The sequence below is a fragment of the Bradyrhizobium sp. USDA 3650 genome, from assembly GCF_054057395.1.
The window spans coordinates 3240533-3261810 of record NZ_JBSRZG010000001.1 but is presented as its reverse complement, the minus strand read 5'-3'; the positions used below and the strand labels follow the sequence as shown (position 1 = coordinate 3261810).

The 21278-nt window shown below is 59.4% G+C and carries 16 protein-coding genes; 6 read left to right on the top strand and 10 right to left on the bottom strand.

The window, feature by feature from the left end; all coding sequences use genetic code 11:
• Positions 1-530 precede the first annotated feature (530 nt).
• Positions 531-1193: a hypothetical protein gene (locus tag ACVIN2_RS15140; RefSeq protein WP_456766187.1), complete on the top strand. Its 663-nt coding sequence runs from the start codon at positions 531-533 to the stop codon at positions 1191-1193.
• 5 nt (positions 1194-1198) lie between these two features.
• On the opposite strand, the gene ACVIN2_RS15135 is transcribed toward ACVIN2_RS15140, so the two are convergent.
• The 4 genes from ACVIN2_RS15135 to ACVIN2_RS15120 form a co-directional block, all read right to left on the bottom strand.
• Entirely contained in the window at positions 1199-5563 is a 4365-nt protein-coding gene (locus tag ACVIN2_RS15135; protein WP_456766186.1) for a hypothetical protein, read from the bottom strand.
• Positions 5564-6024: 461 nt separating this feature from the next.
• Positions 6025-6339, bottom strand: coding sequence for a hypothetical protein (locus ACVIN2_RS15130; RefSeq protein WP_317245302.1), 315 nt, complete (start codon positions 6337-6339; stop codon positions 6025-6027).
• Between the two features lie 44 nt (positions 6340-6383).
• The gene (locus ACVIN2_RS15125) at positions 6384-6638 is read right to left on the bottom strand and encodes a hypothetical protein (RefSeq protein WP_317245301.1); all 255 of its coding nucleotides are present in this window, start codon (positions 6636-6638) and stop codon (positions 6384-6386) included.
• A gap of 69 nt (positions 6639-6707) precedes the next feature.
• Positions 6708-6989, bottom strand: a complete 282-nt coding sequence (locus ACVIN2_RS15120) for a hypothetical protein (RefSeq protein WP_317245300.1) — start codon at positions 6987-6989, stop codon at positions 6708-6710.
• 177 nt (positions 6990-7166) lie between these two features.
• Here ACVIN2_RS15120 and ACVIN2_RS15115 point away from each other — a divergent pair, with 177 nt between their 5' ends.
• Positions 7167-8195, top strand: a complete 1029-nt coding sequence (locus ACVIN2_RS15115) for a hypothetical protein (protein ID WP_317245299.1) — start codon at positions 7167-7169, stop codon at positions 8193-8195.
• Between the two features lie 294 nt (positions 8196-8489).
• Positions 8490-9554, top strand: a complete 1065-nt coding sequence (locus ACVIN2_RS15110; protein WP_456766185.1) for an IS630 family transposase — start codon at positions 8490-8492, stop codon at positions 9552-9554.
• Between the two features lie 9 nt (positions 9555-9563).
• Here the strand turns inward: ACVIN2_RS15110 and ACVIN2_RS15105 are convergent, their stop codons facing one another.
• The 6 genes from ACVIN2_RS15105 to ACVIN2_RS15080 form a co-directional block, all read right to left on the bottom strand.
• Positions 9564-11180, bottom strand: a complete 1617-nt coding sequence (locus tag ACVIN2_RS15105; RefSeq protein ID WP_456766184.1) for a hypothetical protein — start codon at positions 11178-11180, stop codon at positions 9564-9566.
• A 580-nt stretch (positions 11181-11760) separates the two neighbouring features.
• Positions 11761-12858, bottom strand: a complete 1098-nt coding sequence (locus ACVIN2_RS15100) for a PfkB family carbohydrate kinase (RefSeq protein ID WP_456766183.1) — start codon at positions 12856-12858, stop codon at positions 11761-11763.
• Positions 12855-13970 (bottom strand): hypothetical protein, encoded by a 1116-nt coding sequence (locus tag ACVIN2_RS15095; protein WP_456766182.1) that lies wholly within the window; start codon positions 13968-13970, stop codon positions 12855-12857. Before ACVIN2_RS15095 ends, ACVIN2_RS15100 begins: the two co-directional genes overlap by 4 nt.
• Position 13971: 1 nt before the next feature.
• The gene (locus ACVIN2_RS15090; RefSeq protein WP_456766181.1) at positions 13972-15876 is read right to left on the bottom strand and encodes an ORC-CDC6 family AAA ATPase; all 1905 of its coding nucleotides are present in this window, start codon (positions 15874-15876) and stop codon (positions 13972-13974) included.
• Between the two features lie 10 nt (positions 15877-15886).
• Positions 15887-17026 carry a phosphoribosyltransferase-like protein gene (locus ACVIN2_RS15085; protein ID WP_456766180.1) on the bottom strand — a complete coding sequence of 380 codons (1140 nt, stop codon included), beginning with the start codon at positions 17024-17026 and terminating at the stop codon, positions 15887-15889.
• Positions 17023-18996 carry a sucrose-6-phosphate hydrolase gene (locus ACVIN2_RS15080; protein WP_456766179.1) on the bottom strand — a complete coding sequence of 658 codons (1974 nt, stop codon included), beginning with the start codon at positions 18994-18996 and terminating at the stop codon, positions 17023-17025. Before ACVIN2_RS15080 ends, ACVIN2_RS15085 begins: the two co-directional genes overlap by 4 nt.
• A 140-nt stretch (positions 18997-19136) precedes the next feature.
• Between ACVIN2_RS15080 and ACVIN2_RS15075 the strand changes: the two genes are divergently transcribed.
• The 3 genes from ACVIN2_RS15075 to ACVIN2_RS15065 are packed head-to-tail and all read left to right on the top strand — an operon-like array spanning position 19137 to position 21256.
• The gene (locus tag ACVIN2_RS15075) at positions 19137-19796 is read left to right on the top strand and encodes a DUF6088 family protein (RefSeq protein WP_456766178.1); all 660 of its coding nucleotides are present in this window, start codon (positions 19137-19139) and stop codon (positions 19794-19796) included.
• A complete protein-coding gene (locus tag ACVIN2_RS15070) occupies positions 19793-20863 on the top strand; it encodes a nucleotidyl transferase AbiEii/AbiGii toxin family protein (RefSeq protein WP_317245290.1) in 1071 nt (356 codons plus the stop codon). Before ACVIN2_RS15075 ends, ACVIN2_RS15070 begins: the two co-directional genes overlap by 4 nt.
• Positions 20864-21256 (top strand): hypothetical protein, encoded by a 393-nt coding sequence (locus ACVIN2_RS15065; protein ID WP_456766177.1) that lies wholly within the window; start codon positions 20864-20866, stop codon positions 21254-21256.
• The last annotated feature ends 22 nt before the right edge of the window (positions 21257-21278 follow it).

Below are 21278 nucleotides of genomic sequence, written 5' to 3'. Positions count from 1 at the left end.
CGACATTCATTTAAGCCCCAAGCTGAAATGAAGACGTCCGGAACTAGGGAAAAGCAGGACGCCTTGATCGAAAAACGCGCGGCTAGTGGACCGATATTGGATGTGCAGGTTACCATGCGGTGATTACATTCCCACTAACTTTCCTGTCGTTTTTCGGCAGAGCAGCAGGAGACGCTTCGTCCAACGATCGAGATTGCGAAAATTCCCGTTCGATAAGCGTAAGGGAGGGCGGCTGGGCAACTGGTGGACCCGTCAATCTCAAGCCGCCCTCGACCACTTTACATTCTTTGATGTAATGACGACACCACCAGCTCACCTGCCGGGGGCGGTTGAGGTGAGGATGGTTGTTCTTCCTGCCAATTAGCCAACGAATGCCGCTGGTGTCGTAAAATGCGCAACATCATAGTTGCTTCAAGAGGCTATCGGAATTCGGAAATGCAAGTTGGCGTAATCTAAAACGCTGCTTTGTTGCCGCTGGCCCAGGGCATTGAAGTGCGGGGCCGATCGCAACCAGACTGCAGCCGTTTTCAATGAATACGCCGTTGGCTGCCTTCAGCGATCGCCCGCGTCACTGCCTCGAACTGCTGTGCCGCCTGGCGCATTCGCGTCGATGCCTTCTCCAATTCGGGCAAGATTTCCGCGGCGCCTCGCGTTGCAGCGCAAGCGAGCAGCCTAGTTACGTCTCGTCCGATTGCTTCGAGTTCTGCACGGCAATGAGCAAGCTCTGCGTTGAGAATAGCAAGATTGTCCAAGAGAATATCCTCACAGCGCTAGGCTGTGATGCTGCGGCAATCAGAATCACAGTGCCCAGCGGGCTTGCCCAGTATCGCACAATGGGTGAGCGCCGTCTGTTTTGCAACCCATTAACGACAGATCTACCTGTTGAAGGCACGCTCGGAGACCGTCGCACGCGAGCAGCGTTCCAGAACTTCTCTCTCGTGCAAAATGGGAAGCCGCTGCCGGTCGAGTGCTATTTCATGCGAAGGCAGGAGGGCGGACCCGGCCTCGAAGTCGCCGACTTCATCATGCATGCGATCGGCCGTCAGGCACGTCACAATGTCACCAAGCGGGGCCCGTTCCAGCCGAAGTTCGCCGCCGTCTTTCACGGCATCGATACAAAGCTGGTCAGTTTTATGGAGGTGTCATCAGTCGTGCCAAGGCAAGCGGGTGAGGCTGATACGACAGGCCATTAAGTAACCTAGTCCAGGCGGCACTTTGCCCGAGAGCTCTTTTCCGAAGACAGTCGAGGTCTCAAGTCCAATCCCCTTGCCATGAGCTTGGCTGTCCCTCCGAGTTCCCTCGATATTCGTTGCGCTTCATCGTTCAGTAAGGACATTAATTCCTCGAACCCGATGAGCTTGCCGGTCTGGGGATGCTCCCATTCGCGAATCTTTGCGATGGTCACAAGAAGACATCCTGTACGGCACTCGTCGGCGGCCATGTATTTGGTCAAGAGTTGATTGTGGATCGTGTTGAACAGGTCGGTTCCGGAGCGCTCATCTCCGAGTTTGAGTTCAATCGTTCCTTGCTGTCCGGACACAGTCGATCGAAACCGAATGTCGGTCTCCTTCTCGTCTGCCGTCACCGCCTCCTGATCGATGGTGTAGTTTTGCCTGGCGGCGTCCCGAAGGACGCCAGCCAATGCTCGCCGCATCACGTGTTCGTCTCTGATGCTGGCCCATAGCTCGCGAGGCGACACGTCCTGAAGCAACAGGTCGTCAATGTCATCGAGACGGTCCTGCATGAGCGCAAACATCGCTTCGCGGTTCTTTGGTTGCGCCTCTCCGGTCTTGTCAAGAATTGAGAATTCCGTCTCCGTAAGCGCAACGCTGTCCGCTTCCTCCGCCGCTTTTTGCTGCGCGAGCGCCATGGTGCGGTCCTTGATATGCACGTACAACGGATCGCCGGCCATTTCGATCTTTGCCGCCCAGCCTTCAGGGCCGGTTGAAGCGAACAGCGCGCTTAAGATTGCGCTCCGCCCCCGCTCAGCGTGGTCCCGCGTGTCAAGAGAATGCGACCCTTCGTGCTGCGTATCGTCGCCTATCCGAACTTGGGCATAGGCGAGCCGGAGAAGGCGAAGCAAAAGCGGTGGTGTAAATCCAGGCCCGTGGAGATCGAAACCAAGACCGCCGTATTCGTGGCCGAAAAGGTCCGCAAATAACTGAACGCCCGAGCCCAGCTTGGCGGCCGGCATATTCGCGAGACCCTTCTCCAGGAGATCGATGCCTGCGCCCGGATTTAGGTTTAGAAGCGCTGGCAACCACACCTTTGCGAAAGGAAGGGTGAGTCCCACAGCGAGACGTTGCTGTGCGGCCAGCTCTACAAAGCTGCGATCGTCATCGCTACCCGATTTGATTAGGATTTCGATCGCCTGACGCAGGTTTTGCTCATACTGCGGATCATTGGCGAGAGTCTGACTCTGCGCCACCTCGGCCAACCAAGTGCGGATACGCGGAACAAAGAGGGCGGCTACGATGGCCGGTGCGTGGTTGATATTCTGCAGGAACATCGAATAGCCGTTCGTTCTCGTGACCTCTTGCGGGGAGACGCTGAGTTCCTGACCAAGGACGCGATCCACGGTTTGCGGATACTCGACCGCAAGTGCTTCGAGCCACGACGGAAAGCTGTTGAGCTCTATCGGCGCGTAGCGGCAGGCGAGCTCAGCTTCGCTCTCCGTTAGCCGCTTGGCCCAATTTGGATCCTCCGCCTCTGCGGCAATCCCGGCGAGGCCAAACTGCCAGCGAACCAAGAACGAGTCCTTTTGTTCTTCCGCGCGTTCACTGCGCAGCGTCGGTCTATCCCTGCGCCACGCGGCCATCATTGTTTCACGAAGTCGGTTAGCGAAGGCCGCGCCGAACTGTTCCTGGATGAAGCGTCGATTCCATCCTGAAGCCCGGCTTTTTTCACCTGAGCGCTCGACCGCCCGCCATAGATCCCAGGCTGTACCGGCGGCGCGATCCGCAGCAAAGACCGCGTCCGGATTTTGCACGATCTCACGCCAAAACATCATCCAGCTTGCATGTGCCTTGGCTGTCCGACGTTCGGCTTGCTTTGCCTGTTTTGCTCGCTCCGCCTCCATCCGGCGGCATTCGGCTGAGCCATCCTGCGGCTTCAGGCGATTATCGATGATCGTGGTGAGGGCGGACGAGTCCGAAACAAGCGGCTTGAGGCTTTCAAGCAGCGTCTGAGGATCGGTCGCGTTGCTTGTGAGCAAGACCATCTCGGCCCATAGCATCATCTCGCGATGGTCGAGCGGCTCCTGACGCTCGGCGAGGCGTTTTCGAACCCATGCAGCATCCTTTTCGCCGAGCGGGATGCCACCATGGTGGGACACGTCGAAGATGCGTTGCCAGGCGTCCTTGACCTTATGAATCGTCGCGACGAAAGCATCTTCCTTCCAAAAGGCCGTCTCTCGCGCTTCCGGAGAAAGTTCTCCGAGCGCGTGCCGCAATCTGGCTAGAGCCTCTCTCTCGGTGCCATGCTCGTTCTTTGAGAGCCGAATTGCAAGTAGGCTCGACGAAATCCACGCTTCCGTCCGGACGCCTTCAGCCTCCTGCCGGCGGCATGTTGCTATAAGTGCCGGCAACAGCTCGTAGCGTTTGGTTCGTACATGCGGGTATTTATCAGGGGCCCACGCGATCCCATCAAGGATCAGATCCGTCAGCGCTTGGCGCAATTCATCAAGATCCTCTGGTGAGAGGCCCGCGATCTCAATCTCGTGTGGCAGACGGTGATTTAGTTCGCCGATGCTACGGACATTCTGCTTTACCCGCTTCAATATTCGTGACAATCGGCTTACCGAAAGATGGGTAGGGAACAAGGTGATCAGCGCACGGCGGCCCATCGCGTCAGGCCATCGAGCAGGCTCGTTTTCGAGCGACTCTGCCAGTGCTTCGAGATGCTCGTCGCTCAGGTGCACCAAGGCTTCAGTTGCGAGGCTGCGTTCATAATCATCGCCGGCAGCATCCATCGCAATCGCATAAACGATGTCCGCACACGCCTTTAGCTTTCCGGCAATAACGATCCGGAGCAAAAGGCTTCGCACTTCCGGATTTTCGATCCCGGATTTCCATAGCCTCCTAACACTCGGCGCAAGTTCCGGCGAGGCGAACCGATGAACCTGGATTTCCGGGGTGCTGAGGCCGCGCCAGCCGCCGCGGCCGTAGCGCTCGACATAAGCTTCGAGCGCTCTGATCCGCTGGGCCACACTCAGCGACTGCGGGTCGCCGTGATCCAAAACGACAGCCGGATCAAGTTCCACGATATCATCAAAGATGGTGTGGTGCCAAAGAGAAAGCCACGCCGCCACCGGATGCATCGAGGGGCGGACCGTCCGTACCCCTTGCGCCGTCTCTACGAACAAGAGCCGCTTGATGGATTTGATCGAAACACCGCGGGCGAGCAGGGCGTCGAGCCGCTTCGCGGCAAGAAACTCGAGCACGGACCGGTGGTGAAAGCGAACGCGGCCATAGCTGGCGAAGCCAAACAACGCTCGCTCCAAGAGGACCGATTGTGCCGCGTCGCTCCAGTCCAGCAAGATCTTGGATACGTCCAGCGCTGCCTCGCTTGCGTGGACGCTGTCCGCATCTGCCGAGTGGCGCAGGGTAACCTTCCGGGTCAGCAACGCAGCGAGAGCCAGGCGGCTGGAGCCTTCAATTGCCGTTTCTTGCGAGAACTCCACTCTCTCCTTCGGGGCCGTCCTCGGCTTCAGCTTGGTGGCGATGTTGCTCTCAACCTGTTCTCGATGGGAACGAATGCGATGATGCTCGCGCCAATCCGAGCACAACTCGATCAAGTCTTGGGGACGTTCCGCGAATTGTTCCGCATCGCGCTCCCGGATGTCGGCCAGCAATTTGTCGGGATCGGTCACGCCCTGGAGAACGGCAAACTCGCGCATCTGCTCCGTCGATAGCGGCATCAGACTGACATTGCGCCATGGCTTTGGCCTGGTTTCATCCTTGATCTTTTGTTGGTGCCGGTCCATCACCATGTCGGCGAACGCTTCGGCTGTAGACGTCGCCTTTCTCGCAGTTGGTATCGGCAAATGTTCGGCAAAAAGCTCGCGGTCGATCGGAACCGGCCGCGTTGTGACGATTATTCTCGCGCGTCCGAGCTGCCCCGCCAGCGCCTTGTTGAGACGTTTCAGCGCTTGCTCAAAGCTCCCAAGCGTCAGCTTAAGTTCGTCGTAAGAGTCCAGGAAGAAGGTCGCAATCTCGGATTGGGAGCGTAGCCACGCCTCGAAGCGCTGCTCCTCGTCATAGGTCAGCATATCGCGGACTGAACTGCCGCCCAGCGTCGCGAGTTCCAGAAAGAATGCTGGTTCGCCAGCCTTCCAGAGCCTGGCCTGCTGTGTTTGGCACTCGTAAGTCTTTCCCGCGCCAGCTTCGGAAACTATGACCACGCGTTGCGAGCGCAACAGCTCGTCCCAACCAAAACCACCGCTCCAGCCCATGCGCGAGAGACTTGATGCTCTTTCGATATCCGCGACCTCGATATCCGACAGGTCTCGAAACGAGCGCTTGATGGATGATGGGGTGGAGGAGGCAGTGGTTGTTGGTGACATGGCTGAGCAACTGGCCTGGTCCGAAGGAGTCGTTTGATTCGAGGGTGCTACAATAGCAGCGTGCAACGCGAGGGAATGGGAGCAATTGAATCAACCTGGGATGATCGAGGTCCGACCGGGTCGCAAACCCATCTCTCATTTCCGGAAGTGAATTTCCGACGGGTAAGGCTTCGACGAACGAGGAGCTCCCCGCCGAAGCGTTGAGGCCGGTTACCTCGAAACGAGGCAGCCGGTTTGCACCCTCAATTCCCGGGCGGAGCCAAGGATATCCCTTAGCGCACTACCAAGCGCATTGTTCCGGCGCCAAGCGACATCTGGGTCTGATCTGCCAGGAAAAGATCGGATCTCGAGGCACCCAAGAAATCGGGAAACCCACTAGGAAAATGGAGGACCGAAAATCGGCCCTCCATCCAATCTTACGAGACCCACCTGTAGTCGGGACAAGAGAGTCGTCCCTTGGGCTACCAGCCAAACGCCTTGGCGAAGGCCTTGCCCACTTCGTGGGTCGCATGCTCAACGCCCGCGCCGACGGCATGGACGGTCTCCTCGGCCTTACGGCCTGTCTCCTGGGGAAAGCCGTTCGGCCCACCGAGCGGCGTGTGCGTGGACACGTCCTTGATCTTGCCGCCGACCTCGACGCTGCCGTCGCTGCAGACGCTGACCCCTTCTTTGCTTTCGGCGTTGCCCATGATCTGCGTGCAATCCGCCGCGTGAGCGGACTGCATCACCGCGAGAAAGCCCAGCGTGTAAGCGGCCATTTTCAGTGCTGACTTCATCTTTCTCTCCTGTTGTTATGAGACGTTGTTGGGGTGTATCCGTTCTACCGACGCTCGATCGGTTGGACTTGGCTTCCCGGTCGCGTGTATTCCTTCACGATATCGTCGTGCGGAATACCGCGGCCAGCCTGACCGCCGCCATGGCCGGGCGTGACGGCCAAGGTGCCCGAACGGTCAGTCGTGACCGTCGTCGTCGAGCCGTCGGTGTGATGGATATCGGTCCGGCGGTCGGGCTGATCGGCCCATGCCACTCCCGCAAGGGCCACAGCTGCCGTGGCAGACAGAACGAGACGTTTCATGGAGTAACTCCTTGGCGTGAGAGGGAATGGTGTGTCCCCGCCGCAATAGGCCGGGACACACCGGTCTTGCTAGAAGTGAAGTTGAACGCGCGCGCCGCCCTCGTAGCCGCCGCCGGTGTTGCCACCGACGTAACCGCCGAGGTTGGTGTTGCCGCTCCGCGACGTCCAGTTCATGCCCGCCTGGGCACCGGGATTGCCGCCGGGCGCCGTCGGCACGATGTACTGGCTGGTGCTGCCGCGTCCGGCCGTGGAGCCTACGGCGGGCTGCGGCTCGGTCACCGGCTTATCCTCGGCGAAGGCGGCGGTCGCCAGCACGACCGCGGCGACGCTGGCCAGTAGAAAAGTCTTCATCACTTGCTCCTCGTCCGGACTACTCGCGATGGGAATATCCCGGCGCGGTGTCTCGACGGTTCAAGTCGCGAGAGCGAAATCCGTACCCGCTAATGAACTGATGAAAGTATGCAACCTCTGCGATTTCCGTGTAAAAAGCCCGCATACTCTTGTATCGGGGGCTGACCGGGGGGATGCATGCCTTTAGATCTTAACGCCCAAAAGGCGGTTCAAGCGCTTCTGACCGCGGCAAAAGATTGCTCGAAGGGGCTGGATTGGGAAGATCTGCATACGGAGCTGTTCAAGCTGGCCAATGGCAGGCCCCTGATACTCAACGAAACGAAAAAGGTCACGCCGGGCCAGCGCTTGGCTGGCGTCGCCTACACCGCGAACGGCAGGCCGCGCGTTCGGCCATCTGAGAACCTGGCAATCGTCCTGCTGGAATATTGGGAAGCGAAATCGGCCAAATGGCGGGAAGACCGCGAACTAGCGGAACATCTCACCCCTGGCAACACAGCGGTAGAAAGTCTGGCTTTTCTGAAGGAGCCCCCGCGCGCGGCGCAAGACAATCACTCCGATACTGGACCTTCACCCGATGACGAGCACGTTTCAGGAGAGCCAAAATGGAGCGACAACAAAAGATCGCGGCCTCACTCTTTCATTTCAGCGCTGGGGATCGATACCGATCTCAGTGACAAGGTCATCCAGAAATACAGCGGCAACTATCTGCACTTTGCATTAGACGAAGAACAAAATGTGGTTGTGGCCAGAAGCCGGCTATCGAAACAACGCGGCTCTGATTACGCGCCGATTTATCGATCGTGGCGTCAAGTCCCAGGCGGGGTTCGCCGGTCGCTTGGCGCCTATTTCTGCTCGGATGAGAATCTGTATATCATCGCAAGCCCACGCAGCTCTGTGGATTTGCGCATGTCCTTGTTCAATATTATTTTTGACGATGAACAGGTGCTTCTCAGGGGAGTCACGCTCTCAGTTGCGGAGGGCGCAATTCTTACGAGCCGATGTATGCTCGCAAAGGAAAGCGTCTTCGCCCATGACGTCAGGCAAACACTTTGCGCGGGACCACAGACCGAGCAATATTTGAAAGCAGCGCCTCACGACGAGAAACAAAGACCGTCGTTTAAAATCTTGGCCGAATGTGCTCGATTTCTGTTCGGGGAAGAAAAGCCAACAAAGGATATCGTCTTCGCGGTTCCTCGGCTTATCTAAGAAACAATCCAAGTCGGCTACTCAGGCGACCGTTCACGCCGTCGGCCGTGAAAGTAGCGGTCGGTCCATTGCGCATCCGTCACATAGTAAGGCCTTCGGCCAGACCGGGCTACAACACTGCCTGAGTGGGTCGTGGGACATTCCCATTCTGAAGAGTTGGTCGATGCCTTGGACCATAAGAGCACATACCGTCCGCCAGTAACGGTCTTCGCGCATTGTCGGCGTCGAAGGAGTGGTGTCGCTTCGCCTAGTACCCACTTTCCCTGGGAAGTGAGTCATGATTCAACGTCGAGGATGATACCCGAAGCAAGAGAAGTCCATCTTTCGAAGAAAGATCGCCAAGTGCTTGAGCAACGTTGCCGCTCACCGGTGACGTTGCAGCGCGATTTGAAGCGAGCCCGGATCGTTCTGCTGGCAGCAGCAGGTCGCAGCACCCGATCGATCGCCAAGGAGGTTGGGGTCCAGCCTCGGATTGTCAGCCTTTGGCGGCACCGCTATGCGGATCATGGTCTTGAAGGTCTGCAAAGCAAGCCCCTGCCGGGCAAACAGCCGATCTATACGAAGGCCACTGACAAGCGGATTTTGAAGTTGCTCGATAAGTCGCCCCCCGCTGGGTACGCGCGCTGGACTGGGCCTCTGCTGGCTGGGGAACTTGGCGATGTCGACGTGCAATATGTCTGGCGGTTCTTGCGCGGTAACAAGATCGATCTCGTCGCTCGCAAGTCTTGGTGCGAGAGCAGCGACCGGCAGTTTACGGCCAAAGCCGCCGACGTGGTTGGCCTCTATGTCGCCCCACCGAAAAAGGCCATTGTGCTATGCGTGGACGAAAAGCCCTCGATTCAGGCCTTGGAAAGAGCGCAGGGTTATCTGAAACTGCCCAACGGCAGATCCCTGACCGGGCAAAGTCACGACTACAAGCGGCATGGCACGACCACGCTGTTTGCAGCGCTGGAAGTCGCTACCGGGAAGATCCTTGCGACGCATTCGAAGCGACGTCGCCGGGTCGAGTTTCTCGACTTCATGGATCGCGTGACCGCAGCATTTCCGAACCGACAGCTTCACGTCATTCTCGACAACCTCAGCACCCATCAGAGGAACGAGGAATGGCTCGAGGCACATCCCAATGTGAAATTTCATTTCACGCCCACCAGCGCATCCTGGCTCAATCAGGTCGAGGTGTGGTTTTCGATCCTACAGGGGCAGTCGTTGAGCGGCGCCTCGTTCACAAGCCTCAAACAGCTCGAGCAGCACATCGATGCCTACATCAAAGCATATAACGGCAAGGCTGAGCCATTCGTCTGGACCAAGAAAAAGGTCCGCCAGCGTCCCTTCAAAGCTCGACGTATCACTCAGCTCTGATTCCGGGTACTAGCCGCGGACCTGCAGAAATGTAAGCAGCGCAGCGCGCATCAAACCCACGAAGAATGCTTCCAGTTCGAAGTGGTCGTCTTCCGGTAGCGCCTCGTGGACAGATGCGCGGATTCGATGTGCCGCTACCAGGTCGGCCACAATCTCGCCGCCCGGTTCCGCGCGCAAGGCCTGGAACGCCGCTTTCTGTGCCGCCCAGTTGCTCGGTAGCGTATACTGCTTACGCAGATCCGTAACGTGACTGCGATCGAGTAGACGCAAGACCTGCGAATCCTTCCAGAGGTGCCTGAATTTCTGAAAAAGCTGGGTGCCGGTGCCGCCCAAGGCAGCCGCAATGTGCTCGACGACGACGGATAGTCCCTGCACATCGCTTTTCATGGCCTCGATCGCGAATTCGTTGCCGCGCAGCGCATGCTCCTCGAATGATCGCAGCCGCCAGAAGAACGCTTCTTGGCCCTCCTTTGCCAAGAAGTCGACAAAGGCGTTGATATCAGCATCCGAAACGCTCGTTGAACCGACCGTCGCCAGCGATGCCTTGAGCGTAACATGTACGCGCTCTTTCTCCTCCGCCGCCCAATCCGGCCATATGACATCTAAAGCCGGCTTGAACCATCCGCCGACCCGTCCGATACGGTCGCGCAACTCGGCGAAATTCACATTGCCGGCCAGCCGGGCCAGGATGACGGCTTTTGCCAGAACGGCTTGATAGCCGTCCGCAATCAGCGGGCGCCCCTCTCGCTTCCATTCGGACCAACGTTCCACAAGAAACCGGATTGCCGCAATGAGTTGGTCGAGATTTACGGTAAAGCGGCCAACCGCCGCCGCCGACAACGCGACTGTCTCTTGTTCGTACTGCGCGCTCTGCGTCGGGCTGAGCCGAAAGCGCCCGCCGCCTTGTCCCTTGATGATGTCCGACAGGACACGCGAACGCTCCTCGGCGAACCAAACGACCGCATCCAGGGCTGCTTGATGCTCTGCAAATCTTCGCGCCGCATGGAACGGCGCAAAATCATAGGAAGGGCCAGAACCGTGAGGAAGCCTGCCGGCGTCCAGCGCTTCCATGGTGCGCTGGAAGGTAGCTTCGTCGCCCAGATTAATTCTGATGTGCACCCCTGCGTCTGCTAACTCGGCAGCCAACAGCACTTGCCACGTAGAATAGTACGTCTCGACATTTATGGCGTCGAACATGTTTGTCTCGACATCATTGCTTACGTCGACGCGCATATCCAGCCAGGCTTCAAACGTCGTTTCTGACGAGTGTTGGATGAATTCGGAAAAGCGCGGTGTTGGATCGTCGAGCGGATTGTCGGACGCGCCATAAGCCAAGCTATTTCGCCAACGATAAAGCGCCTCATCCAGCTCGACAGCGGCGTCCCAACGTGGCCCGTCCGGCTCGGTTGGATGGCGCAACTGGCGTGGGCCCCAATGTTCGTGCGCCATCAGCCAAAATCGGCGCGCTACCGGGTCAGGATAGCGGATGCGCATCCGCGGAGAGAGCAGTCCCTGCTGTTCAAGATATTCAAGCAACCCTGACCCGACTTTCCGGCCATGAAATGCGTGAAGGGAGCCCAGCTCGCGCGCGAACACGTCGGTGGCCATATAGCGTTGAAACTGCATGATCACCCATATCACGAGTCGCTGAGGTTCGCGGACGATGTACGCTTTCGAACGGGCTTGTCATCCGTCGCGCGGCGTGCCGCGCAACGTCCGTCCAAAGACCGAGCGCACGCTGTTGACCACCTCACGTTCTACCACGCGGCGCTGTGAAGGCCGAAGGACCGGTACTCGATCTCGTCGTCGACCGCAAACGGGGAATACTACGACACGCCGCTTTGGAAGCGCTCGCCGGAAGATTTCGTTCGGAAGAATTTCGACGGCGCTTTAAGATGATTAGTCCTCTTGGCTATCATCACGGCTGCGCGCTAATCAGTCATATTCCGTATTCGTCCCGCTGCATGAACTCGCTCCAGACGGTTGAAGCGCATTCTCCAAACTGAGTGCAAGCAGGCGGACACCACTTTGGTTTCCCCTCTTTGGCATCGCGGCGGCTGATCCGGTGCCACCAAAAACGTAATCCCTAAAAGAATCAAACAGTGCCGTCGTAAACAGGTTAGATCTGAGAGCATCCAATCGAGACTTCGCCGTCATGAGCGACTTCGAGCTGCTGAAGGGCCATCGACGGAATTGCGACCGCGGTCTACGCGGCCGCCCTCTTCAAGCGAGCGCGCCCACGGGCCAAGGGTCTTCGATTTGCTGATTTTGGAGGGCAGGCCGGGCAGGCAATGATGCTTTCCGGTCCAAATTCCACCGCGCCTTCAGTAAAGTTATCGAGCTCGCCAGCAAGTAGAGCTGTGACTTGCTGGTCAAAAGCTTTGCGCGTGACTGCATACATGCCGCCGCGGGCTCCTTCGAAGCCGCAGTTCCAGGCGGCAAGAGCCTGTCCATAACGAAGCGCAGCGCGTAGGCCTTGTGCGCCGGACTGTCGCAGTCCCGCCTGACCTCGCCCGGCAACCTTCGCGATGAGGCCTGCCGTGCACCAATCGCCCGAACCGCAGGTATCTGCCAGACGTGGAGCAGCAATGGCGCTGAGATGAAGCCAGTTTGAAACGGATCGTCCGAGGCGGTGGCGATACTTGAGGCCTTGCTCACCCAGGGTCTGGACTTCAACCAACGTTGCCGTACCGTCCTTCATCACGCCCTGAACGCCAGCAAGCCGTTGGTCCGCATACTTGACAATATGGGCGATGCCGATTGCCTCGGCAAATAGTTTGTCGGTTGCTTTGCTCGATGGCTCGAAGACCACCACCGCGCCTCGCTCGGCCGCTTGCGCGGCGAGCATCAGCGTCGCCCGAGACAAGCGGTCCAAGAAAAACACCGACGCGTCGTTCAATGCCGGGGTTACTTTTTCGACGGCTTCGATCGTCACGGCCTTAAAGCCGGGAAGCCATTGCCCGCACTGGGGGCATGACCAGGAAAATCGATGTTTGGGCCTGCCGTCGCGCCCGCGTCGGATCTTCTGGATAATAATAGGCGTATGTGCCGTTGGACCGCAGTTGGCGTAGTCCAGTCGGACACCCCAGCGCGCCATGTCGTCGCGAACGCGGACCGAGGCCGGATCGCCATTCATTCGCGCTATGGGATAACTGTCCCAGCCTAAATAAGCCAGAGCAGAGAGGACATTGCCGCAGGTTCCGCCCGCCCATGAACGAACGGGCGCCTGCGGATCCAAGCCGATGACTAGATCGAGCGCGATCAGGCCAGCTCCAAAGGCTTTTGGTCGCTCCACAGCAGTCATTTTGCAGTCTTTCCCTCTATGAGTAGTGCCGGCCGGGGTTGAGGATACACGTCCCCTTCCAACCAAATATGAACAAGATTGGGTGCGGCGATCTCCGTGGGAACCGACGAGCCCAGATCGTAGCCGATCGGCTCCAAATGCGCGACCGGCAAATCGCGCTCAAGCGCCGCCATCAACGCTCCCAAGGCCATGACTTTACTTCCGAAGGGCGAGAGCACGAGGAGCGAGCCGCCCGTCTCCGCGAAAACGGGCTTTCGCAGGTCGTCCAGCCGAAGAATGGTTCTGTAGAGGTCGACGGGGTCACTCTCGTCGGCATAGACAATGTTGCGCGTGTCTACCAACCAGCCGCTCTCCAATTCCGTGAGGTATTCCTCGGCCAAAGCATCGCCCAGTCTAGGATTGGTGGCCGGGAAGGGGAGGATCGGGCAGGTATCGTGTGGCGCCACGAAGTCGTGCAACCGACCAAGCGCTCTTCGACGCCCAGCCGCAAGTTGCGGTAGCCAGAGTTTCGCTGCGGTCGCGAAGCTGTCGAGGGTCGACCCTCCCTTGAAACCGTGCACATACCCGGGTGAGTCGCTCGGGACCGACCGGATGTCTGCATCGAGCTTCGGATCGTGCGCGACAAAAACATGCAGGTTTGCTGGACCCTTCCGCCGCTCGATGCGCTCCAAGAAATAGCGGATTATCGGGAAGCTGGTGCCAACCGAAAGTGCGCTGATGTCGATCACGATGTCCGTGATCCCGTCGAATTGCTGGCGATTGAGGATGGCTACCACATTTCGGCCACCGGTCACTGCACCATCGACGCCGAAAATATCCACGGGCACGACCTCCCGGTCCGCGATCGCCGCAAGAAGCGCATCCGTGTTTGCGCTTGCGCGGTCAATCAAGCCTTGCAGCGCATTCGGACGGTTCTCCTGGAAGAAGATGGCTCGGACCGACGCGCCTGCTGCAACCAGACGTGCAGCCACGGTTCTGGACCGGGGGTCGAACCCAGCGCCAGCCACGAACAATACGCGTCGATCCTTCAGGGCGAAGTAGTCCGCCACGAACGCATCCGCCTCCGGGCCGTGATGGGCGATACAGGGGTCCCAGCGACGGTCGCGTGCCATTTCAGCCCTCGCCCAGAAAGCGAAGGAGGTCTTCAGCACGCCGTTCGAGAAAGCCCCCTCGCTTTAAGGTCAGTCCTTGGTGGAGCAGAAACACGCCGCCCAATTCGATCAGGCACCACACCCGCTTTTTGGTGCCGTGGTTCGGCACAAGCACGAAAGCGTTGTAGGCCACCCCGAACTGCAGGACGCGGGCCAATTTTGGATTGGTCTCCGGAATCGCCTCGAATTCATCCTGCGGGATGCCAAACGCTGTGGCGCCGCCGCCCAGAGAGGCATTACCTTCAAGACTCTTGACGAGGCACTCGGCTGCGATTCCGTCGGCCAGCCGACGGACCTGTTGGTGTTGGGGAAAGTCCCATTCCCGCACCATCTCGCCGGCGCGCTCGCGCAAAAGCTTATGTTGAATACCACTCTTTAGGGTTGCTGCTTTGGCGCGGATGAGCTGGGTTTCCGATTGCGACACCAAACGGGCAGCGAGCTGCAGGAATTGCTCCGCATTCTCGGAGCTGGCGTCGCAAAGAGCGTCGATGCCGAAATAATACGGCCGATCGTGACGGTGCATCAGGTGAATGCGCGCGCCATCGGCCACGTCGGCGTCGGCGGTGAGGGGCCGGTTTGGCTCGGCATCATCGCCGCCTGCCTCGAACAAGCCCCGTTGCGGGGTGCGTTTGGCGTAGCGCTCCAGCAGGATCGCGAGCATGGCAAACCGCAAGTCCTCGCCATCTTCGCGAGCGCCGGCCAGATAGGTTTCGACCTCTTGTTCCAGCGCACGCCGCCGCTCGGCGGAAACGCCGTAACGGTGTTGCAAGACCTCGACTTGTTGGGCAAGCCTGTCGCGCTTGCCAGGCGGTATCGTTTCGGGCGCGGTCGCAAGCAAGTCGCCGAGGCTATTAAGGCGCCGTCGGTTGAACACCTCCATCTGACTCAGATATCGGCCAGCCATGTCCTTCGCCATCTTGCGGAACGCGCGACGCTGGCCCCCGCGATCATCGCTACTCTGCATCCAGATGTCGGTGATCTCGCGCGTATGCTTCAGCCCGGGTTCCTCGGGCCCCGCGATCTTATCCAGCAACACATCGCCGGGCGTTAGCGCGTCCAAACGGGTCAGCACCCATCTGGCGACCTTCATTTCGCGCCGGGTGAGCCACCGGCGCAGCGCAGCGAGTTGCGTCGGATGCAGGCTATGGGCATCATCGAAAATGACCAGCGGCCTGAGCTGCAGTACCTGTCCGCCGTCGGTAATACGGAACGACTCGATCACATCAAACGGCCGATAGACTGCCGCGGCTTCGCGATCGATGTCCTCGATATCGGGAGGCATCAACGCCGCCGAGATTTTATAGATCGCCAGCTCAACCTCGCGCGCCCGCGTAAGCAGGGCGGGACCATGCGTTCCGCCAATCGCGGTGAGCGCGGCGTCAGCTTCAGCGCGCGGAATGATTTCCACGCGATCGAGCGGTATCCCAGCGGCTTGAAAGTTGCGGAGCCAAGTTAGTACGGTTCGCGCCTGCAACAGCGCGATCATGAGGCCCGTCTTGAGATCCTCAGGATAGGGAAATTCCCAAAACTCGCGGTACTCGGCTTCAAGCGGCAGGCGGCCGCCGATCACAGTTGGGCGTTCGTCTTCGATCGCTCCACAAGCCGTCAAGGTGTCAATCAATGCCTTATAGGTGTTCAGGCCGCGGTTGCGAAGCAGTGTCGTCAGCGTGGAGAACTGGAAGAGCCGCGCCAGAGTGGTCTTACCGCTGCCCGGCGTTCCGATGATCATCGCAAGCCTGTCGTATAGTCGCCCCTCTTTGGCAGGTTTCTGGAAGAAGGTCGCAAGCGGCTCCGGCGTCACGACGGCTAAGAAAGCCTCGTCGTCTCGGAGATATTCGGTCGCTCGTTTCTCGAAAGGGTTCGCCATGCCGTCGCTTTTAAGCGTGCCGCTGACGGCGGCGGAACAGGGGGCGCATCGCCGGCACGACTGCGTTCTCCTGTACACCACCGTCAGTCTCGGCCCACAACAGCGCGACCGAGTTGTTGGGCGTGTTGTGCTCAAGCACCAGCGGAAGCGCGCAGCCGCCATAGCCAAGACCCAGATGGGGCGCGCCACCAACTTCGGTATGCTTCGTCTGGATCTTTGGATCATAGTAAGTCTGCGTCAGCTTGATGAACGCAGCATGCCGGCTATCGGTGTTGATTGGCAGATCCTGCGGTAGAATCGTGCCGAAGGAAGCGTGGACCTGTTTGGCCCATCCATCGCCGTTGAGTGCCGGCAGTGCTTCTTGATGGCGCTGGACGATAGCTTGGGCAGCGCCGGCCGAAGCGACGTAGTGGTGGATGCATAATTCCCAGCCCGGCGCGAGAATTCGATCGCCACCCAGCGCTGTCACCGCACTTTCGATCGACTCACGGAATTTAATGAGCTTTCCCTTCCACTTCTGCTTTTTCTGATCGTACCGGAGAAATGTTGTTCCAGTGCCGGTAAAGTCGTCAATCAGATAGACCAAACGAAAGCGCGCTTCGGGATCGCCGACGTCGGCGCGCAGGTTTTCGAGCAAGTCTGCCCATTTGTCTCTGTCGACCTGTGTTGCCAGAACCAGCTGCTCATTGGTGATCAGGCCGACATTAGCGTGCCGCACAGTGTCGATCCGGGCACCATCGCTCAGGCCCATGAATAGAGTTTGCCGCCGAAGCCGTTCAGCCGCTGCGCGGCCGTCGGCGTCAGCGAGAACACGATAGGTCGGGATGCCCCGCTCAGCTGCAACCGTACGGATAATCCGGTCCCGAACGGTTCGAGGATAAAATTGCTCGACCAGGCGGTGCATTTCGCTGGGGCCAATGTAGACAAGGGTGTACCTGACGAATGCGTACGCGGTTTCGCGCTCGGCGGGCGTAAATTGCTGCAGCCAGGTTGCTAGACTTTCGATAAAGCGCATGCCGGCCTGGAAGTCTCGGTAGCCGTCGTATTTCAGGCGCGCCATGAGCCGGAGCCATTGGAATTCCTCTCGCGCCCGTTCATCGGGCCAGTCCATGATCTGGCCCAGTATCTTGAGGCCAAGGTCCTGATTCATGCGAGGGCGCCCTTTGCAAAGCCGAGGATGCCGTCCTTCACGTGTAGAGATGAGAGATATTCAAACGTGGCCGCAGGCCCGCGTTGTCCCGGCTGCGCCAGATTCCAGCACGTGGCAGGATCGACACTAATCTCGTCGACGCCGAGTGCGTAAGGCCCACGCAAGAGCTCGTAATCATTACCAGGCCAGCGTCCCCGGTCACCAATGGCGAGCAACGGCGCGGAGCCGGCCAGATCACGCAGATGGGTCAGAATATTAAGCTTTGAAACTCCGGCCGCCACGATGTCGACCGAATGGCTCGATCTGGTGACGGTGACATCGGCGGTATCGGTCATCATGATGATCTGCCGTGCCAAGTCCCAAAGCCGGCTTTCGGGTATGACTCGAGTGACTTCCAGCGTAATTTGATAGCGCCGTTCGGTTTGCCGAGCGACCTGTGCGAGTTCGGGCTGATTGCGCAGCGCTGCGGCGAGCGATGCAAGCGCAGCGCACGTGCCTTCGGAGCCATCCGGTGCGTCTTCGTCGTCCAGCCGCGCGATCTCGGCGCCATTGTAATAGCCAATCAGAATCTTTGGCCAAAGCGTCTTCGGAAGCCGAGCCTGAAGATCTCGGCGGACCGACGCGCCGCGGCCGGTCGCGATAGCAACCCAAGCCCCCGCTGTTGCGATGCGTTCTAGCTGCGCGCACATCGACTCGCTGGCTGGCATGAAGCGGTCGCGTGTATCGACAATAGTGCCATCGTAATCAAGAACGACGCCTGCAAAGGCCGCCGCACGAAGCCCATCGCGGAAAGTGCCGAGCGCGAGCCGCCAGCGATCGAGCTCGCCGGCGCCCGCCATACGCTCGGGAGCAACGCCGGCCTTGCGCGCTATAGCCGCAGCGTCCCGCGCCGTGAGGCCGGTAAGGCTTTCTGCTCGCCCTGCACGAGGCAACGGTAAATTGTACAGCTTTCGACCAAAATCAGGCACACCCGGCCGGCCCGGGTCGATACCGCGCGCGGCGCCGGCCCAACCGCTGACACGTAGGGCCGCAACCAGAGCTGAGAGCGCGGTGGCGCTGGCGTTTCCGGCAAAACTCAGCTGCGCCTGAGGAATCTCCGGCGGAATCAACGCCAGGGTCCGCTCGGCCAATGACCGGTCGTCATCGGTGACGAAAGCGAGAACCCCGCTCGTCTCGCCGCGCTTGGCCAGCCAGTGATGGCGGCCATGGGCGAAGTTGCGATAGTCCGCGAGTTGGAGATTGCCGAGCGCGGCTTCTGTGAACTTGGACTCCAGATCGATGGCGCCAATGCGGGTCGAGGAACCATGGAGGACAAGCGTCGTTGGCCGCGACCATAGCTGCGTGGTTGCGTCTTCCCAGGTGGCGGCTGCGTTCGAATCCTCTTGCACGAGCGGGCGGAGGCTCGCTGCGGCGTCAGTCCATTCGGTCTCGAAGCCGAACTCCGCTTCGTAGGCGCGGGCAAGGAGCGTGGTGAAGCCAAGCAGTGAATTCGTGGCGAGGAAGCCGTCCTTGCCTGCCGGGGGTGGGTAGATGAGCAGATCCACGAACGGATGAGCGCGGCAGAGCTGGGCGAGAGGGCTGTCTTCGCGCCCGCACAGGACGGCCAGCTGCCGCGGTTCGCGTCCGATCAGCGCCTTGGCGGCGGCGATGATATCGACGTTGCCACCACCGGCGCTGAGTAGCCAGGTGGTGACAGTCTGGTCTAGCGGTTCTTCGACGGCTTCCAGAGGTGTGGCCACAGCCGCGATCCGTGCCGTAAAACGCTGGTGGAAGCTTGCCAGCGCGTGAGCAGCCGTGAGGGAGCCGCCGGAGCCGATGGCGCGCAAGGCAGACAGACCAGCTGTTCGGACTGCTTTCCGCAATGGGCTGACGTCAGCCGAGGCCGCCCACTCAAAGGTGTCAGCCAACTTTGCCATTTCACTCGCATAGGGGCGCGCCATGGTCTTCGAAACTCCGATCGCCTTTTTCAAGCCGACTCGCGTGAACAAAATAGGAACATACCATGTGGCGAGTCGCTGACAGCCATAATCTAGCACTGTTGTCCGAAAAATGTAGCCTTCTTCGGACAACGGAACTTTGACTTGTCCGAAAAATGCGTAATCCTTCGGACATGCCCGATTCAGCTAGCCCTGATCTCCGCTCCCGTTTGCTCCCGCGTATCCAGTCCGACGGCGACACCGTATGGACGCCAGCGGACTTCGCTGACCTCGGGGGACGTGCCGCCGTGGATAAAGTACTGCAACGACTCGTTGCCGCCGGAGAGCTGCGCCGGATTGATCGTGGACTCTATGATCGTCCTCGCCGAAATCAGCTAACAGGGCGTGATACCGTACCTGACTATCGCGCGGTGATCCGCGCTGTCACCCGGCGTGACCAGGCCCGCTTTGTTGTCGACGGCATGACCGCCGCCAACGATCTTGGTCTGACGACGGCCGTACCTGCTCGAATCGAAGTGCTGGTAGATACGCGGCTCAAGCCGATCAAACTTGGCGCCCAGGAAATTCACTTCAAGCCGGCGGCGCCGAGCCGCCTCTTCTGGGCTGGTCGTCCCGCCATGCGGGTCGTCCAGGCGCTCCATTGGATGCAAGACGTCTTGGCCACTCCAGAGGAGCATGAGCGCGTGGCGAACCACCTTCGCCGCCTTTTTGCCGACCCAGAACATGGACCTGCGCTCGGCGATGACCTGCGCCAAGGTTTCTCGGCGCTGCCGATTTGGATGCAGGACTTCCTGCGTGAGCTGATCTCACCGGCGCCGGAGGCGCAGGCATGAGTGCTGAAGCTTACCGGGAAGTGATTGCCGCGCCCGCGCGCGATCGTCTTGACCTCTTTCTAGCCGCGGCCAATCGGCTGGGCGCACCGATCGGCAATGTGGAGAAGGATTTTTGGGTCTGCTGGACCTTGAACACACTCTATCACCGACTCTCATCAGACGGTCCGCGCCTTCTGTTCAAGGGCGGTACGTCGCTCTCCAAAGCCTACGGGCTCATTCAACGGTTTTCTGAGGACATCGACGTCACAGTCTTTCGGGACGATCTCGACCAAGCCGCCTCCGTCGAGGAGCTTCAGAGACTATCGGGAAATAAGCGAAGGGCGCGTCTCGACGCGATCCGCGATGCCTGCCACGCTTACGTCACCGGGGATCTTCGCAATGCCCTGGCGGCCGCACTTGCCGAGGATACCGCAGGGGCCGGCCGCATCGAGGTTGATGTCGAGGACCCCGATGGACAGACGCTTCTCGTGTGGTATCCCGAAGTCGAGCCACGCGACGCAGGCTACGTACGTCCAGCGGTGCGTATCGAGTCCGGTGCCAAGTCAGCGCTCGATCCGAACCGACCCGCGTTGGTCCGCCCTTATGTAGCCGACGAAACAGATGCGCTCGACCTCTCGGTGCCAGAGGTGACGACCATCGAATCCGGTAGAACTTTTTGGGACAAGGTCGTGATCGCGCACGGATTGCGACGGTGGTTTGAACGTCGTGGCGTTTTGCGCCAGGAAGGCCAGCGGATTTCGCGTCACTACTATGATCTGCATTGCCTACTCTCGTCGGATGCTGGTCAAGCGGCCCTCGCCGACGTCACGCTCGCGAAAGACTGCGTCAGCCATGCAAGGATGTTCTTTGACCGGCCGGACTTTGATCTGGCTACCGCCGAGCCGGGCACGTTCGCCATTACACCGTCGCCGGCGATGGTGGATGCGCTGCGCCGGGACTATGCGAACACACAGGCAATGATCTTCGGCCGCGCCCCGGACTTCGACGCCATCCTTGCCTCCCTAGCGACACTGGAAGCGACAGCCAATCGGGCCGAAGCCGAGACGGACCGCGAAGGGGGTAGCTGAATGGTGGAGGGCCAAAGAGGATATTTTGTTGTCTTGTCTCATGGCACCCGGGTGCCGGTCCAAGCGCAGTCGACAGCCTATCTTCAAACGGATAACTGGGACGATTGGTTCAAATTCTCAACTCTTTACTCTTTGGTCATCTTCGATGCGGAAGGCGAGCGGCACGACATTGGTGGTGTCAAGATCGGTGAGTTCGGCATGGCTGAAAACCAACGCCGACCGGACATCCCAACTAGCTTTGATGAGCTTGACCAGAGGTTCTTCTCCCTCGGGCAAGATGACAGTTACTATGACGACCTGAACAATCTCGGCCCTGAGATGCGCGATAGAATTTTGCACGGTCTCCGGGATGTCGCACTTGACCCCGAGCTATTTGAACGCGCCCTCGATTAAAAAGTCACAGGCACATCGCTGC

Bases quoted from the DNA above. Each gene is read 5' to 3' on its own strand.
- ACVIN2_RS15140 (WP_456766187.1), top strand. From the start codon at position 531: ATGAATACGCCGTTGGCTGCCTTCAGCGATCGCCCGCGTCACTGCCTC.
- ACVIN2_RS15135 (WP_456766186.1), bottom strand. From the start codon at position 5,563: ATGTCACCAACAACCACTGCCTCCTCCACCCCATCATCCATCAAGCGC.
- ACVIN2_RS15130 (WP_317245302.1), bottom strand. From the start codon at position 6,339: ATGAAGTCAGCACTGAAAATGGCCGCTTACACGCTGGGCTTTCTCGCG.
- ACVIN2_RS15125 (WP_317245301.1), bottom strand. From the start codon at position 6,638: ATGAAACGTCTCGTTCTGTCTGCCACGGCAGCTGTGGCCCTTGCGGGA.
- ACVIN2_RS15120 (WP_317245300.1), bottom strand. From the start codon at position 6,989: ATGAAGACTTTTCTACTGGCCAGCGTCGCCGCGGTCGTGCTGGCGACC.
- ACVIN2_RS15115 (WP_317245299.1), top strand. From the start codon at position 7,167: ATGCCTTTAGATCTTAACGCCCAAAAGGCGGTTCAAGCGCTTCTGACC.
- ACVIN2_RS15110 (WP_456766185.1), top strand. From the start codon at position 8,490: ATGATACCCGAAGCAAGAGAAGTCCATCTTTCGAAGAAAGATCGCCAA.
- ACVIN2_RS15105 (WP_456766184.1), bottom strand. From the start codon at position 11,180: ATGCAGTTTCAACGCTATATGGCCACCGACGTGTTCGCGCGCGAGCTG.
- ACVIN2_RS15100 (WP_456766183.1), bottom strand. From the start codon at position 12,858: ATGACTGCTGTGGAGCGACCAAAAGCCTTTGGAGCTGGCCTGATCGCG.
- ACVIN2_RS15095 (WP_456766182.1), bottom strand. From the start codon at position 13,970: ATGGCACGCGACCGTCGCTGGGACCCCTGTATCGCCCATCACGGCCCG.
- ACVIN2_RS15090 (WP_456766181.1), bottom strand. From the start codon at position 15,876: ATGGCGAACCCTTTCGAGAAACGAGCGACCGAATATCTCCGAGACGAC.
- ACVIN2_RS15085 (WP_456766180.1), bottom strand. From the start codon at position 17,026: ATGAATCAGGACCTTGGCCTCAAGATACTGGGCCAGATCATGGACTGG.
- ACVIN2_RS15075 (WP_456766178.1), top strand. From the start codon at position 19,137: ATGCCCGATTCAGCTAGCCCTGATCTCCGCTCCCGTTTGCTCCCGCGT.
- ACVIN2_RS15070 (WP_317245290.1), top strand. From the start codon at position 19,793: ATGAGTGCTGAAGCTTACCGGGAAGTGATTGCCGCGCCCGCGCGCGAT.
- ACVIN2_RS15065 (WP_456766177.1), top strand. From the start codon at position 20,864: ATGGTGGAGGGCCAAAGAGGATATTTTGTTGTCTTGTCTCATGGCACC.